Origin of the sequence: uncultured Pluralibacter sp., assembly GCF_913775985.1 — a bacterium.
Lineage (GTDB): Bacteria > Pseudomonadota > Gammaproteobacteria > Enterobacterales > Enterobacteriaceae > Pluralibacter.
Genome location: NZ_CAJYMB010000023.1, coordinates 28,385 through 41,768 on the forward strand (window position 1 = coordinate 28,385; position 13,384 = coordinate 41,768).

The window sequence follows — 13,384 nt, forward strand, 5'->3', positions numbered from 1 at the left end:
CTCCAACACTGAAACTAATGCACCACAGAAGAGCACGGATCCGCGCGCGGGTAAAGGGTGCTGCCTCTCCGGCAGTCCCGCAGCCCCCGCGCCGCGGCGGTTTGCGACCGCGGGCGAAAAGCTGGCCTGCTTCCTGCACTGCTGCATGGAGTGACACCGTTTCTGTTTAGAAGGAGCAGAATTCATGCCAGGCGATACAGCAAACAATTCCGGTTACAGCCCGCGGCTGACTAATGAGGATCTGGCCCCGACGCGGAACCAGACCTGGACGTGGTACAACATTTTTTCATTCTGGATGTCCGACGTGCACAGCATGGGCGGCTACGTGGTGGCGGCGAGCTTTTTTACCCTCGGGCTCGCCAGCTGGCAGGTGCTGCTGTGCCTGCTGGCGGGGATCTGTATCGTACAGATCTGCGCCAACCTGATCGCCAAACCCAGCCAGATGGCGGGCGTGCCTTACGCGGTGATCAGCCGCCAGGCGTTTGGCGTGTTCGGCGCCAATATTCCGGCGGTGATCCGTGGACTCATCGCTTTCGCCTGGTACGGTATCCAGACCTACCTCGCCTCCAACGCGCTGATGCTGGTGGGGCTGAAATTCTGGCCCTCCCTCGCCTCGCTGACCGTCGGGCACTTCCTCGGCCTCTCTTACCTGGGCTGGATCTGCTTCATGACAATGTGGGCGCTGCAGGCGATGGTGTTCTGGCACGGGATGAACGCCATTAAGCGCTTCATTGATGTGGCGGGGCCGGCGGTGTACGCGGTGATGATGGTGCTGGCGGGCTGGATCCTGTGGCAGACCGGCTTTGACGGTATTTCGTTTACGCTTGCCAGCAAATCCCTCAGCACCGGACAGCAGGCTTGGGAGATGCTGGTCGCCACCGCGCTGGTGGTTTCCTACTTCTCCGGGCCGCTGCTCAATTTTGGCGACTTCTCGCGCTACGGCAAAAATATGCAGGCTATCCGCCGGGGCAATCGCTGGGGGCTGCCGTTTAACTTTCTGCTGTTCTCGGTAGTAACGGTGATCATCGTTTCCGGCTCCCAGTCGCTTTTCGGCAAAATGATCGTCGATCCGATTGAGACCGTGAGCCAGGTGGGCAGCAGCGTGGCGATGGCTATTGGCTTGCTGACGATGATTACCGCCACCATCGGCATTAATATCGTGGCTAACTTCGTCTCGCCGGCGTTCGACTTTTCCAACTGCGCGCCGCAGAAAATCAGCTTCCGCACCGGCGGCATGATCGCCGCGGTGGGTTCGGTGCTGGTCACGCCGTGGAACCTGTTTCAGTCGCCGGAGCTGATTCACTACACGCTGGACGTGCTGGGTTCGTTTATCGGGCCGCTGTTCGGCATTCTGCTGGCGGACTTTTACCTGATTAAGGGCGGCAGCGTGGCGGTGGACGATCTGTTCAGCGTCTCGCCGCGCGGGCGCTACTGGTATAAAAATGGCTTTAATCCAAAAGCCATCGCGGCGCTGCTGCCCGCGACCGGTATTTGTCTGATTATCAGCTTTACCCCGGCGCTGCGCGACGTGGCTAACTTCAGCTGGTTTATCGGTGCCTTGCTGGGTGCGGGCGTGTACCGCTGGCTGGCGCGAAGCGAGCGTGCCGCGCGCGGCGTTAGGTTCACCGCGCCCGCGGCGATGGGGGAGTAATCCGCACCGAGCGTCAGGTTGAATCGGGCAGCGTTATCGCCTTTAATCGAGACTCCATTACGCGACTCAAGGATCTGGAATGACAAAGATAGTTGCCGTTTCCGGCAGCCTGCGGCAGGCCTCGCTGAATACGCGCCTGCTCCACGCCGCCGCCTCGCTGATGCCGGAAGGCGCCAGTATTGACGTCAGAACGCTGCACGGCATTCCTCTGTATAACGCCGACGAGGAGGCGCAGAACGGACTTCCTCAGGCCGTGACGGATCTTAAAGACGCGCTGGCCGGCGCCGACGCGATTCTGTTCGCCACGCCGGAATATAACAACGGCCTGCCAGGCGTGTTTAAAAACGGCGTCGACTGGCTGTCGCGCCCGGTGTCCGATATTCCGAAGGTGTTTGGCGGCAAGCGCATCGCGGTAGTGGGTGCCTCCCCCGGCGGATTCGGTACTATTCTGGCGCAGGATGCCTGGCTGTCGGTGCTGCGGATGCTGGGTACCGAACCGTGGTTTGGCGGCAGGCTTATTGTTTCCCACGCCAGCACGCTTTTTGACGAGCAGGGAAATCTGGTGGATGAGAAATTTATTGAACGCTACCGGGCCTTTCTAGCCGACTACGTCGCCTGGGTCCGCGCGTAGTCCTGCGAGACTGGTTGATTATTACTTTATGAATTTTGTTTGCAGGCTAATTAAATAAAACAGCGCTCCGGCGGAGCGCTGTTTTAAAACATCATTTATAAACTTTTGCGGTACCGACAAAACGACCAATCTCTTTACCCGATACCACCACGAAGTATTTGCCGCCCAGTTTATCAGCTTTCTTAGACAGCGCCTCTTCCAGACCGGAAGGGGATGTTGCCTCATTTTTTGACGTTACCGTACCAATAAGCTGGTAGTTTTTCTCTTTAGCGATCTGCGGCGTTATTTGCTCGGCGGCAAATGCGCTCAGCGAGATACCGGCTACGGCGAGTCCAATAGCAATCTGTTTTAATGCTTTCATCTCTAACTCCTTAACTTATTGTTTTGATTTACCCGAGGTAAGTGCGCAGAAGCGATTCTGCACGACTAACGCTAAAACGTATTTACTGACTATAAGCGGCTTTATTAAATAAATCGAATGCACTGGAGAAGATCGCTCCGGGCCGAATATTCATACGATTAATATCAATATCAGCATATTCAGCCCGGGAATTAGCAACTTAGAAAAGCGTAAACGGATAATCGACAATAATGCGATATTCATCGGCATCGGCATTCCCGCGGGTGTTACCCGGTGCGGTATAGCCTTTACCGGAACGGTGCATTGCCCAGCGCAGGGTTACGCTGGTGCCTTTTGCCTGGCCATCCGGCACTTCGTAGCGCAGGGAGATGTCGCGCTCCCAGTGGCGCGCGTGCTTGCCATCCGGATTATAGATGTAGCCGTAGCCTTTACTGTTGGGGTTAACCCGGGTCAGGTCGGCCTTGCCGCGGGTATAAGAGGTGCTCAGCTTAAAGTCTGGCGCATTGATAAAGGCCAGGCTGGTTTGATACTGCACCTTCCAGGACTGTTCGCCGGGGCCGTTAAAGTCGGCGTACTGCTGAGAGTTATTGAGATAAAGATAGGTGCCATCGTTTTGAATCACGTAGTCAAACGGCGTGTTGCCGTCGACTTTCTGAAAGCCCAGCGACAGGCTCTGCCCTTTGCCGGCCAGCGTCAGGCCGCTGGTGTAGGTCTGGTTATCGATGCGGCCAAGCTTGCTGCTGCCTTGGTCCCGCGTATCGTAAAAGTGCAGGTAAGGCGTGAGGGTAATGTCCTCGGCGACCGGGAACGGATAGCTGCCGGCAAGGTAATACTGGTTCCAGATATCGCGCAGATTGCCGGCGTAAGCGGTCACGGTCGCGCTCTTCGGAATGCTGTAGCTGCCGCCCACCCAGTTCATATGTGAGCTGTTGCGGTCGGCCATCACGCCGGCCTTGTTACGGCTGCCGTAGCTGGTTTTCAGATGGCTCTCGCCGCTCTGGTTACGCAGGCGCGTGGAGTCAACCCAGCCGGCATCCAGGGTCAAGTCATCGACGCTGTAATTTTTAATGGTCACCCCGCGATAGGTCTGGGGGAACATGCGGCTTACGCCGCTGGCGATAACCGGGTTTTCCAGCAGCTGATCGCCGGCCTGCACCAGGCTGTCAAAGCCGCGCATTTTTAGCGCACCGCCGATATTGGAGTAGCTGGATTCAGGTTTACCGGTAGAGTCCAGCGGCATTAATCCGGCACCGCCGTGCCCGCCGCCGCCGTCAAGTTTCAGAGCATAAAAGCTGTGGACGTCGAAACCAAAACCCACCGGCGTATCGGTATATCCGGAGCGAAAAGAGAGCCAGCCGCCCTGAACCCATTCGCGCTGATCGCGACCGTCAGGGGTATGGTGATTATTACGGTCGAAGAAAGAGTTTCGTAAAATCCCTTTCATCGTGGAGCCTTCAATAAAGCCGGGAGGAATACTGACTTCTGCTTTTTGCCGCGCGGTAATATTCGCGTCAAGATTATCCCTTTGCCCCAGTGAGTTATCTGCATGTGCCTGCTGTTCAGATAACATTAATCCAACGCCCAATATAGGGATCGTCAGAACGCGCAGTGAATTTCTTTTCATATGTCTTTACCTGTTGTGATGCCAGCACAATGCCTTCTCTCAGGCATTTTCCCTTTTTGATTAACGATGCAGAATGGCGCTGGCAATAACCTGACAAACAGAAAGGTATATAGCAATGCGCGGCAGACTTTTATTGATAATTACAAAGAATAGCGCAGGAGTATAGGTTGAAAAACAATTTCTGGAAATTAGCAGTTTAATTTATAAGAAATAAGCCAGAGATAATCGGCACACGGGACATTTTAGTAAACAACAGAAAGGCAGTGATGTTCAGAAAAAGAAAAGGGCCACGTTATAAATAACGTGGCCCTGAATGTGGCGGAACGGACGGGACTCGAACCCGCGACCCCCTGCGTGACAGGCAGGTATTCTAACCGACTGAACTACCGCTCCGCTGTGTTCCCTTGAGAACGAGGCGAATAGTACGGTTAAGGTGAATCTCCGTCAACGCTTTTTTCTTCAGTTTTGAACCGTTTGCTGCAAAAATCGCCCAACGGCTAGCTTTCGTGACTTTCCGCGGTATTTTCCACACGCCACAGGCAGCTTCCGCCCTTCTTTTGTACCAGATCGAGACGCGACTCGTGGGCCACCAGCTCTTCATCGCTGGCTAAAACTACCCGCAGCCTGCTGGCCGCCCGTACAATCCGCTGAATGGTTCCCTCACCCTGGGCCTGCTGGGACTCGCCTTCCATCGAAAAGCTTAATGAGGTTTGCCCGCCGGTCATCGTCAAATAGACATCGGCCAGTATCTGGGCATCGAGCAGCGCGCCGTGCAGTGTACGTTTGGTGTTGTCTATTTCATAGCGCGAGCAGAGTGCGTCGAGGCTGTTCCTTTTACCGGGGAACATCTTGCGCGCCATCGCCAGGCTGTCGGTGATTTTGCAGAAAGTTTCCGTTTTGCCAATCCCGCGGTTCAGCTTGCCGAACTCGTAATCCATAAAGCCGATATCAAACGACGCGTTGTGGATCACCAGCTCGGCGCCGCGGATGTAGTCCATAAATTCATCCGCCACATCGGCAAAGGTGGGCTTGTCCAGCAGGAACTCATCCGCAATGCCGTGAACCATAAAGGCTTCCGGATCCACAAGCCGATCCGGTTTGAGATAGACGTGAAAATTGTTGCCGGTGAGACGGCGGTTAATGACCTCTACGGCACCAATCTCAATGATCTTGTGCCCTTCATAGTGGGCGCCGATCTGGTTCATACCGGTGGTTTCGGTATCGAGAACGATCTGTCGGGTAATAGCAGTGTTAATCGCGGTCATTTATGTCAGACTTGTGGTTTGCGTGTCGATTTGATTACAGGAAGTCTACCAGAGATGCTTAAACAGGTAGAAATTTTCACCGATGGTTCGTGTCTAGGCAATCCGGGACCTGGCGGCTACGGTGCTATTTTACGCTATCGCGGCCATGAAAAAACCTTCAGCCAGGGCTATCGCCTGACCACCAATAACCGCATGGAGCTGATGGCGGCCATTGTCTCGCTGGAGGCGCTAAAAGAACAGTGCGAGATTGTGCTCAGCACAGACAGCCAGTATGTCCGCCAGGGGATCACCCAGTGGATCCACGGCTGGAAAAAACGCGGCTGGAAAACGGCAGACAAAAAGCCGGTGAAGAATGTTGACCTCTGGCAGCGTCTCGACGCGGCGCTGGGCCAGCACAAAATCCGCTGGGAGTGGGTTAAAGGCCACGCCGGCCATCCGGAAAACGAACGCTGCGACGAGCTGGCAAGAGCGGCGGCGATGGCCCCTTCCGGGGACGATGTCGGTTATAAGCCGGAAGGCTAATTACTTTTACGTTCGGCGCTGCGCGTTGCACCCACCGCCTGACGCATCCGGGTTTTGGCCTTTTTATGCCGCAGCGGATTGAGGGTTAACGGCACGGTGCGCTTGCGGGCAACGATGATTTGCAGGCAGCCCAGCGCCGGCAGGTGCGTGCTGAGCAGCGTACCACCCTGCCGGCTCCAGGGCAGCACCTGAAAGCGCCCGAGGTGCAATACTTCAAAATTCAGCAGCCCGAGCCAGTCGAGCTGGCGGCCGGCGCTGAACATTCTGCTATTGTAAGGGACGCGTTTGCGCACAAACGGGATCAGCTTGCGTATGCCCATCAGGCTCAGGGGATTAAATCCGGTGATGATAAGCCAGCCGTCATCAATCAGGACACGGTCTGCCTCGCGCAGCATCCGGTGCGGATCTTCACTCCAGGCAAGGGTGTGGGCCAGCAGGCAGGCGTCTACTGATTTCTCGGCAAACGGCAGATGCAGCGGATCCGCCCTGACCTGCATCGGTTCGCCATTCAGAGAAACGTTGACCTGGTGAGATATCGCGCAGGATTCGGTATTGATTTCTGCGCTCAGATTGCCAATCTTCAGAAGGTGAAAGCCGTAAAGCTTAGCCAGCCAGGGCCGGAGCTGCTCTTCCAGAGCCTCGCGGTAATATTCGCCCCGGGGCATTTCGCGCCAGTGGCCGGGCGCCGCCGCGACCTGCGTTATCCTTGCCGGTTTCATCACAACACACCCGCTTTATAATGAGGTAATCAATGAATCTTAACAGTATTTCTGCTTTTCAGGATAACTACATCTGGGTGCTGAGCGAAGACAGCGGCGACTGCCTGATTGTCGATCCCGGCGAGGCCGCGCCGGTGCTTGCTGCAATAGAAGAAAACCAGTGGCGGCCGCAGGCCATTCTTCTGACCCACCATCACCACGATCACGTGGGTGGAGTAAACGCGCTGGTGCAAAAGTTTCCAGACCTGGTGGTGTACGGCCCGGAAGAGACACGGGACAAAGGCGCCACGCACATCGTTAAAGACGGGGATAACATCACGTTGTCCGGATCCGAATTTTCTGTATTTTCGACGCCGGGACACACGCTGGGGCACATTTGTTACTTCAGCCAGCCTTACTTATTTTGCGGCGATACGCTGTTTTCCGGCGGCTGCGGGCGCCTGTTTGAAGGCACGCCATCTCAGATGTATCAATCCCTTGAGAAAATTCAGGCGCTGCCAGATGACACTATTGTGTGCGCGGCCCATGAATATACGTTAACAAATATGAAGTTTGCAGCCACACTTTTTCCCCATGATAGCGCTATTATGGATTATTACAGCGAAGTGAAGGAGTTACGTGCTAAAAATCAAATGACACTGCCCGTAATTCTGAAAAATGAACGTAAAATAAATGTATTCTTACGCACTAAAGATATTGATTTATTTAAAGAAATTAAAGAAGAAACAAATTTGCAACACCCTGAACAGCGTTTTGCATGGTTGAGGTCAAAGAAAGATACTTTCTGAACAAGCAAGGTTGCCTTTTGCCACTTTCGCCGTTATGATCGCTCGTCTTTTAAGCAACTACATTGACCATATACATGAAGGTAAGAGCGATACTACTCGCCTCTGTCCTGCTTGCGGGTTGCCAGGCCAATCACGGCGGCAATGTCCAGCAGCACGCACAGAGCCTTTCTGCAGCTAGTCAAGGGGAAGCAGGGAAGTTTGCAAGTCACGCGCGATGGATGGACGACGGAACATTTGATGCGCAGGATAAAGACTTGTGGAGCTTCATCGGCGGCGAGCTAAAGATGGGAATTCCGGAAAATACCCGGATTCGCGAACAGAAACAGAAGTATTTACGTAACAAGAGCTATCTCCACGATGTGACAGTACGGGCTGAGCCGTATATGTACTGGATAGCCGGGCAAGTTAAGAAACGCAACATGCCAATGGAGCTGGTACTACTACCCATAGTGGAGAGCGCTTTTGATCCGCATGCGACGTCTGGCGCCAATGCCGCAGGCATCTGGCAGATCATACCGAGCACCGGACGCAATTATGGTCTGAAACAGACCAGCAGCTATGATGCGCGTCGCGATATCGTTGCCAGCACAACGGCAGCGCTTAATATGATGCAGCGTCTGAACAAGATGTTTGACGGCGACTGGCTATTGACGGTGGCCGCCTATAATAGCGGCGAAGGCCGGGTGATGAAGGCGGTTAAGGCGAACAAAGCGCAGGGTAAACCTGCTGACTTCTGGTCCCTTTCTCTGCCGGCTGAAACTAAGATCTATGTTCCGAAGATGCTCGCGCTGAGCGACATCCTCAAAAACAGCAAGCGTTACGGCGTCCAGTTACCTAACGCCGATGAGAGCCGCGCCCTGGCGCGGGTTCGCCTGGATAATCCGGTCGAGCTATCTCAGGTTGCTGATATGGCAGGAATGTCGATCACCAAGCTTAAGGCATTCAATGCCGGCGTTAAGGGCTCAACCCTCGGCGCCAGCGGCCCAAGATACGTGATGGTGCCAAAAAAGCATGCCGATCGCCTTCGTGAGTCGCTGGCCTCTGGTGATATCGCGGCAGTACAGCCTACGCTGGTTGCGGATAATACGCCTCTGACCAGCCGCAGTTACCGCGTACGCTCCGGAGATACGCTTTCCGGCATCGCTTCCCGGCTTGGTGTGACCGCAAGCGATCTTAAGCAGTGGAACAATCTGCGCGGTGCAAACCTGAAGATTGGGCAGTCGCTTACGGTGGGTGCAGGCAGCAGCGCAGAACGTCTGGCGAAGAACAGCGACAGCATCACCTATCGCGTTCGTAAGGGAGATTCCCTCTCCAGCATTGCCAGAAGCCACGGCATCAACATCAAGGATTTAGTGCGCTGGAATGGCGACACTGACAACCTGAAGCCCGGCGATCGCATCACGCTGTACGTCAACAGCAGCGACAAGCCTGACGCTTGACGGTTCTCTTAATAAAATGAAAAGGCACCTTTCACGGTGCCTTTTCTCTTTTTGTCAGTCACAGAATTATGCCGGCTTGTGCGCCTCGGCCATAATGGTATCGGTGATAAACGACCCCTCTTCCTGCAGCTCAAAATAGTCTTTTACTTCCTGCGAGGCGCTGTCCTGATACAGGCGAATAGCGTCACACATGGCCTGCGGCGTACGCATTCGCGCTATCCACGACGAGAACTCCAGCGGCAGCCGGTCCGTGATGAGGCTGTCGCTCACCAGGCCCGCTTCGTTGATCATTGCCAGCCATTCGCCGCTTGAGTAATCGCGCACGTGAGAGGTATCCCGCAGCGCCTCAACGGTCTGCAGCCAGATGTCCCGCAGAGGATGACCCGGCGACATCACATCCATAACGATAAATATGCCGCCGGGCTTGAGCACGCGCCTGACTTCACGCAGCGCCTGGCCGACATCGTGCCAGTGGTGGGCAGAATAGCGGGTAATTACTACCTCAAATGACGCGTCGGCAAACGGCAGCACTTCGGCATAGCCCTGGCTGGTGCCGATGTTTTTCAGCCCGCGTTCTTTTGCCGCCTGCTCCACGACTGCCAGCATCCGGGCAGAAAGATCGTACGCCGTCACCTGCGCCACCTTCCCGGCGGCAACATAGCTGGCGTGGCCGCCTCCGCATCCTAAATCAAGAACGTGCGCGTCGGGAAATGCGCTCAGGCGCTCGCCGAGACGCTGTAAATCGCGCCCGGAAGCGTGCACTGCGCTGGTTAAATACGCGCCGGCCTGAGCGCCGAACTGTCTGTCAACATGGTGGTGGTGTGAGCTGTTTGTCATGTACTTTCCTTATTTTATTAAGAAGGCAGTACCTGGCAAATGCAGGGCTGCCTGGTGGCAGACCTGAGATGTCGTTAACGTTCAGGCTTGCCGGGACTGAATTCAACGAGTAGCGGATTGTGATCGGACGCGCGGGTTACCAGCACGGAAGCATCCTGTACGCCGAGACCGCGATAAAAAACAAAATCCAGCGGGCGGCCAAAGGCACGGCGGCGCTGATCGTCGCCGAAGCGGACTTCGCGCAGGGACATTTCGCGCGCAAAGCGGTAAAGGGCATTCATGCGCGGGCGGCTCCAGGTATTGAAATCACCGGCCATAATAACCGGCCCGCTGTGGTGGGCTATCTGATCGCCAATAGCCAGCAGCTGCTTGCTGTAGACATCAACCCCGAGGCTAAAGTTAACGGCGTGAATGTTAACCACCATCAGCAGCCGTGAGTCCGGCAGCGGATAGACGGTGACCAGCGCCGATTTTGCCAGCCGAAAAATGGGCTCGCGCTCGCGCAGCGGGCAGCAGTAAACGGGATGCGCCGACGCAAGCGTCATCACTCCTGAAGGATTTTGGGGCAGGACGAAGGCCGGTACCTGATCGGCCGCAAGATAGTTGGTGGTGGCAAACTTAACCAGCTCTGGGGTTGTCTGGGCTTCCTGGAGCAGGACAAGGTGAGCATCTTTGCCAAAGTTCTTCAAAACTGACTGCCATTCGGCGCGCTTTTGTTTGAAGATATTCCACACCAGTACGCGAATGTTTTCTTCACTGCTGAGCGGCGCTCCGGCGGGCAATGCAGCACCGATAGTCGAGAACGAACCGGGAGGCAGGATCCTCTCCGCGGGCTGTCCGGCAATATAGCGCATGGCGTAAGTATTTTTTCGCACTTTTGGCTTAAGACCTCAATAACAGAAGGACTACCCGCATCAGCGAATAGTCCTTCTGTTATAGGGATTTTTGTTTACACTTTCAACGCTATTTACCATAAAGATGCGGCTGCGCCGTTAGTGACCACCCACTTACGGCTGTGGGCATAGTGCCATTTTCGCGGACTTATCGAGGCGACCGCTCACCATCAGCAGCACAAGCGCCATCAGGACAATCACGGCGCCAATCCAGGGAGTCTGCGCCAGACCGTAGCGCTCAACGACCTGCCCGCCAATAATCGAGCCCAGCGCGATGCCGATATTAAACGCCGCAATATTCAGGCCCGACGCAACATCGACGGCGGAAGGTACGTACAGCTCTGCCTTTTGCACGACATAGACCTGCAGGCCGGGCACGTTGCCGAATGCGAAGATCCCCATCACCAGTACCGTGGCCAGCGCGGCATAGTGCATTGTGGATGTGAACTGAAAGACCATCAGCAAAGTCGCCAGGGCAGCGAAGATGAACGTCAGGGCCGGCACTGCGCCGTGCTTATCAGCCAGCCTGCCGCCCCACATATTTCCCACGGCGACAGAAATACCGTATCCCAGCAGGATCGCGCTAACGGCGCCTGGAGTAAAGCCGGCCAGCGTCTGCATCATCGGCGCAAGAAAGGTAAATGCGGTGAACACGCCGCCGTAGCCGAGCGCGGTAATCGCGTAGATCATCAGCAGTCGGGAGTTAGTAAGTACTCGCAGTTGTTCGCGCAGGCTCGACGCCGAACGCTGCGGAATATTGCCCGGGATGAGAATCTGGCTGCTGATAAAGGCAATCGCGCCCAGTAGCGATACAGCCATAAATGTTTCACGCCAGCCGAAGTGCTGGCCGATAAAGGTTCCCAACGGTACGCCGGTGACCAGCGCCACGGTTAAGCCGCCAAACATGATCGCAATAGCCGAGGCCGCTTTCTCTTTTGGCACCAGGCTGGTTGCAATCGTCGAACCGATAGAAAAAAAGACGCCGTGGGCCAGGCCCGTCAGCAGGCGAGCGGCAACCAGCGTGCCGTACCCCGGCGCCTGCCAGGCCAGCAGGTTACCAAGGGTAAACAGCGCCATGAGCGCCAGCAGCAGCTGTTTGCGCGGTATCCGTCCGGTCAAGGCAGTCAGCACCGGCGCGCCAACGGCAACGCCCAGCGCGTAAACAGAGACCAGCAGTCCAGCAGAAGGTAAAGAAACGGAAAGTTGTTCGGCTATTGTCGGAATCAATCCAACAATGACAAATTCAGTCGTGCCAATCGCAAAGGCTCCGATTGTCAGGGCAAGTAGCGCCAGCGGCATAATGTACTCCACATCATCAGTATTAAGATGACATGCAGTATGCCTGGATGGTTAAATAACAAAAAGATTCAAAGTCTCAATAAAATATTGCCTCAGGAGCACCAATGAGAGCCACATCAGAAGAGATTGCCATCTTTGTCGCCGTAGTTGAAAGCGGCAGCTTTAGCCGCGCGGCAGAACAGCTCGGTCAGGCAAACTCCGCCGTCAGCCGTGCGGTAAAAAAACTCGAATCTAAACTCGGGGTCAGCCTGCTAAACCGCACCACGCGGCAGCTCAATCTGACTGAAGAAGGAGAGCGCTATTTCCGCCGCATGCAGGGCGTGCTGCAGGAGATGGCGGCGGCCGAAAATGAGTTGATGGAGGCGCGCCACACGCCGAAGGGATTGCTCCGGATTGATGCTGCCACGCCGGTAGTGCTTCATTATCTGATGCCGCTGATCAAGCCTTTTCGCGAGCGCTATCCGGAGATTACGCTGTCGCTGGTATCGTCTGAAACCTTTATTAATCTGATCGATCGCAAAGTGGATATTGCCATTCGCGCGGGGACGCTGTCCGACTCCAGCCTGCGGGCAAAAACGCTGTTTATTAGCTTTAGGAAGGTGGTTGCATCGCCGGAGTATATCGCAAAATACGGGGAGCCAGAGACGGTGGAGGCCCTCGGCCAGCATCTCTGCCTCGGTTTTACCGAGCCCAGTTCGCTTAATAGCTGGCCACTTTCCTGCTGCGACGGTCAGCTGCACGAGATCGCTTGCGGGATATCTTCTAATAGCGGCGAAACCCTCAAGCAGCTTTGCATTAGCGGAAACGGTATTGCCTGCCTGTCTGATTATATGGTGGACGCTGAAATCGCTCGGGGAGAACTGGTGGAGCTGCTGGCAGATAAAAGGTTACCGGTAGAAATGCCCTTCAGCGCAGTTTATTACAGCGATCGGGCGGTAAGTACCCGCATCAGAGCCTTTATCGATTTTCTGGTGGAGTACGAGGCCCAGAAATGCCGTTAAGGTGAGCATGCTGAGTGACTGAAAGCCGGGATAATCTTCTTTTCTTTTGCATCACCCTTCTTTGAGATTGCTGTTTTCGCTTATTGCCTTCACAGCGGGCAGCAGCAATCACCATGTTGGATCTGGCTTAAGGGGATATGTCGTGCGGGCGTTCAAAAAGAAACGTGGCGGGTTATTGTTTTAGACAAAAGAAAAAGCCCTGAGCAGATGCTCAGGGCTCTTAATAAGTGGCGGAACGGACGGGACTCGAACCCGCGACCCCCTGCGTGACAGGCAGGTATTCTAACCGACTGAACTACCGCTCCACCGAATACTTCTGTAACCACCGGTTTAGTACCCCGGCTTACTGCTTAA

General features: G+C 55.2%; 13 protein-coding genes and 2 tRNA genes. 6 read left to right on the top strand and 9 right to left on the bottom strand.

Translation table 11 applies throughout. The features are described 5' to 3' along the window. Nucleotides 1-184: 184 nt before the first annotated feature. Nucleotides 185-1,651, top strand: a complete 1,467-nt coding sequence (locus QZ766_RS03400; RefSeq protein WP_297197258.1) for an NCS1 family nucleobase:cation symporter-1 — start codon at nucleotides 185-187, stop codon at nucleotides 1,649-1,651. Between the two features lie 79 nt (nucleotides 1,652-1,730). After that, nucleotides 1,731-2,282 (top strand): NADPH-dependent FMN reductase, encoded by a 552-nt coding sequence (locus tag QZ766_RS03405; protein WP_297197261.1) that lies wholly within the window; start codon nucleotides 1,731-1,733, stop codon nucleotides 2,280-2,282. Between the two features lie 91 nt (nucleotides 2,283-2,373). Here the strand turns inward: QZ766_RS03405 and QZ766_RS03410 are convergent, their stop codons facing one another. From QZ766_RS03410 to dnaQ, 4 genes are all read right to left on the bottom strand, one after another. Then, complete coding sequence (locus tag QZ766_RS03410; RefSeq protein WP_297197263.1) at nucleotides 2,374-2,643, bottom strand: DUF1471 domain-containing protein; 270 nt, start codon at nucleotides 2,641-2,643, stop codon at nucleotides 2,374-2,376. A 199-nt stretch (nucleotides 2,644-2,842) separates the two neighbouring features. Beyond that, entirely contained in the window at nucleotides 2,843-4,267 is a 1,425-nt protein-coding gene (locus QZ766_RS03415; RefSeq protein WP_297197265.1) for an OprD family outer membrane porin, read from the bottom strand. A gap of 316 nt (nucleotides 4,268-4,583) precedes the next feature. Then, nucleotides 4,584-4,660, bottom strand: a tRNA-Asp gene (locus QZ766_RS03420). Between the two features lie 104 nt (nucleotides 4,661-4,764). After that, nucleotides 4,765-5,523: a DNA polymerase III subunit epsilon gene (gene dnaQ / locus QZ766_RS03425; RefSeq protein ID WP_297197301.1), complete on the bottom strand. Its 759-nt coding sequence runs from the start codon at nucleotides 5,521-5,523 to the stop codon at nucleotides 4,765-4,767. A 63-nt stretch (nucleotides 5,524-5,586) separates the two neighbouring features. On the opposite strand from dnaQ, the gene rnhA reads away from it, so the two are divergent. Next, complete coding sequence (gene rnhA / locus QZ766_RS03430) at nucleotides 5,587-6,054, top strand: ribonuclease HI (protein WP_297197268.1); 468 nt, start codon at nucleotides 5,587-5,589, stop codon at nucleotides 6,052-6,054. Here the strand turns inward: rnhA and QZ766_RS03435 are convergent. Next, the gene (locus QZ766_RS03435) at nucleotides 6,051-6,773 is read right to left on the bottom strand and encodes a class I SAM-dependent methyltransferase (protein ID WP_297197271.1); all 723 of its coding nucleotides are present in this window, start codon (nucleotides 6,771-6,773) and stop codon (nucleotides 6,051-6,053) included. The genes rnhA and QZ766_RS03435 overlap by 4 nt on opposite strands. 32 nt (nucleotides 6,774-6,805) lie before the next feature. Here QZ766_RS03435 and gloB point away from each other — a divergent pair, with 32 nt between their 5' ends. Next, entirely contained in the window at nucleotides 6,806-7,561 is a 756-nt protein-coding gene (gloB, locus tag QZ766_RS03440) for a hydroxyacylglutathione hydrolase (RefSeq protein WP_297197274.1), read from the top strand. Between the two features lie 74 nt (nucleotides 7,562-7,635). Continuing rightward, nucleotides 7,636-9,000, top strand: a complete 1,365-nt coding sequence (gene mltD, locus QZ766_RS03445) for a murein transglycosylase D (protein ID WP_297197277.1) — start codon at nucleotides 7,636-7,638, stop codon at nucleotides 8,998-9,000. 66 nt (nucleotides 9,001-9,066) lie between these two features. On the opposite strand, the gene QZ766_RS03450 is transcribed toward mltD, so the two are convergent. The 3 genes from QZ766_RS03450 to QZ766_RS03460 all read right to left on the bottom strand — a co-directional run bounded on the left by QZ766_RS03450 (nucleotide 9,067) and on the right by QZ766_RS03460 (nucleotide 12,029). Then, the gene (locus QZ766_RS03450) at nucleotides 9,067-9,837 is read right to left on the bottom strand and encodes a class I SAM-dependent methyltransferase (protein ID WP_297197282.1); all 771 of its coding nucleotides are present in this window, start codon (nucleotides 9,835-9,837) and stop codon (nucleotides 9,067-9,069) included. 74 nt (nucleotides 9,838-9,911) lie between these two features. Beyond that, complete coding sequence (locus QZ766_RS03455; protein WP_297197285.1) at nucleotides 9,912-10,712, bottom strand: endonuclease/exonuclease/phosphatase family protein; 801 nt, start codon at nucleotides 10,710-10,712, stop codon at nucleotides 9,912-9,914. A 132-nt stretch (nucleotides 10,713-10,844) separates the two neighbouring features. Beyond that, nucleotides 10,845-12,029: an MFS transporter gene (locus tag QZ766_RS03460; RefSeq protein WP_297197287.1), complete on the bottom strand. Its 1,185-nt coding sequence runs from the start codon at nucleotides 12,027-12,029 to the stop codon at nucleotides 10,845-10,847. Nucleotides 12,030-12,133: 104 nt separating this feature from the next. Between QZ766_RS03460 and yafC the strand changes: the two genes are divergently transcribed. Beyond that, nucleotides 12,134-13,030 (top strand): DNA-binding transcriptional regulator YafC, encoded by an 897-nt coding sequence (yafC, locus tag QZ766_RS03465; protein WP_297197290.1) that lies wholly within the window; start codon nucleotides 12,134-12,136, stop codon nucleotides 13,028-13,030. Nucleotides 13,031-13,258: 228 nt separating this feature from the next. Here the strand turns inward: yafC and QZ766_RS03470 are convergent. Continuing rightward, nucleotides 13,259-13,335: transfer RNA gene (locus tag QZ766_RS03470), tRNA-Asp, on the bottom strand. Nucleotides 13,336-13,384 lie beyond the last annotated feature (49 nt).

What these genes read in the sequence shown, in the direction of transcription:
- QZ766_RS03400 (WP_297197258.1), top strand. Translation starts at nt 185, where the DNA reads ATGCCAGGCGATACAGCAAACAATTCCGGTTACAGCCCGCGGCTGACT.
- QZ766_RS03405 (WP_297197261.1), top strand. Translation starts at nt 1,731, where the DNA reads ATGACAAAGATAGTTGCCGTTTCCGGCAGCCTGCGGCAGGCCTCGCTG.
- QZ766_RS03410 (WP_297197263.1), bottom strand. Translation starts at nt 2,643, where the DNA reads ATGAAAGCATTAAAACAGATTGCTATTGGACTCGCCGTAGCCGGTATC.
- QZ766_RS03415 (WP_297197265.1), bottom strand. Translation starts at nt 4,267, where the DNA reads ATGAAAAGAAATTCACTGCGCGTTCTGACGATCCCTATATTGGGCGTT.
- rnhA (WP_297197268.1), top strand. Translation starts at nt 5,587, where the DNA reads ATGCTTAAACAGGTAGAAATTTTCACCGATGGTTCGTGTCTAGGCAAT.
- QZ766_RS03435 (WP_297197271.1), bottom strand. Translation starts at nt 6,773, where the DNA reads ATGAAACCGGCAAGGATAACGCAGGTCGCGGCGGCGCCCGGCCACTGG.
- gloB (WP_297197274.1), top strand. Translation starts at nt 6,806, where the DNA reads ATGAATCTTAACAGTATTTCTGCTTTTCAGGATAACTACATCTGGGTG.
- mltD (WP_297197277.1), top strand. Translation starts at nt 7,636, where the DNA reads ATGAAGGTAAGAGCGATACTACTCGCCTCTGTCCTGCTTGCGGGTTGC.
- QZ766_RS03450 (WP_297197282.1), bottom strand. Translation starts at nt 9,837, where the DNA reads ATGACAAACAGCTCACACCACCACCATGTTGACAGACAGTTCGGCGCT.
- QZ766_RS03460 (WP_297197287.1), bottom strand. Translation starts at nt 12,029, where the DNA reads ATGCCGCTGGCGCTACTTGCCCTGACAATCGGAGCCTTTGCGATTGGC.
- yafC (WP_297197290.1), top strand. Translation starts at nt 12,134, where the DNA reads ATGAGAGCCACATCAGAAGAGATTGCCATCTTTGTCGCCGTAGTTGAA.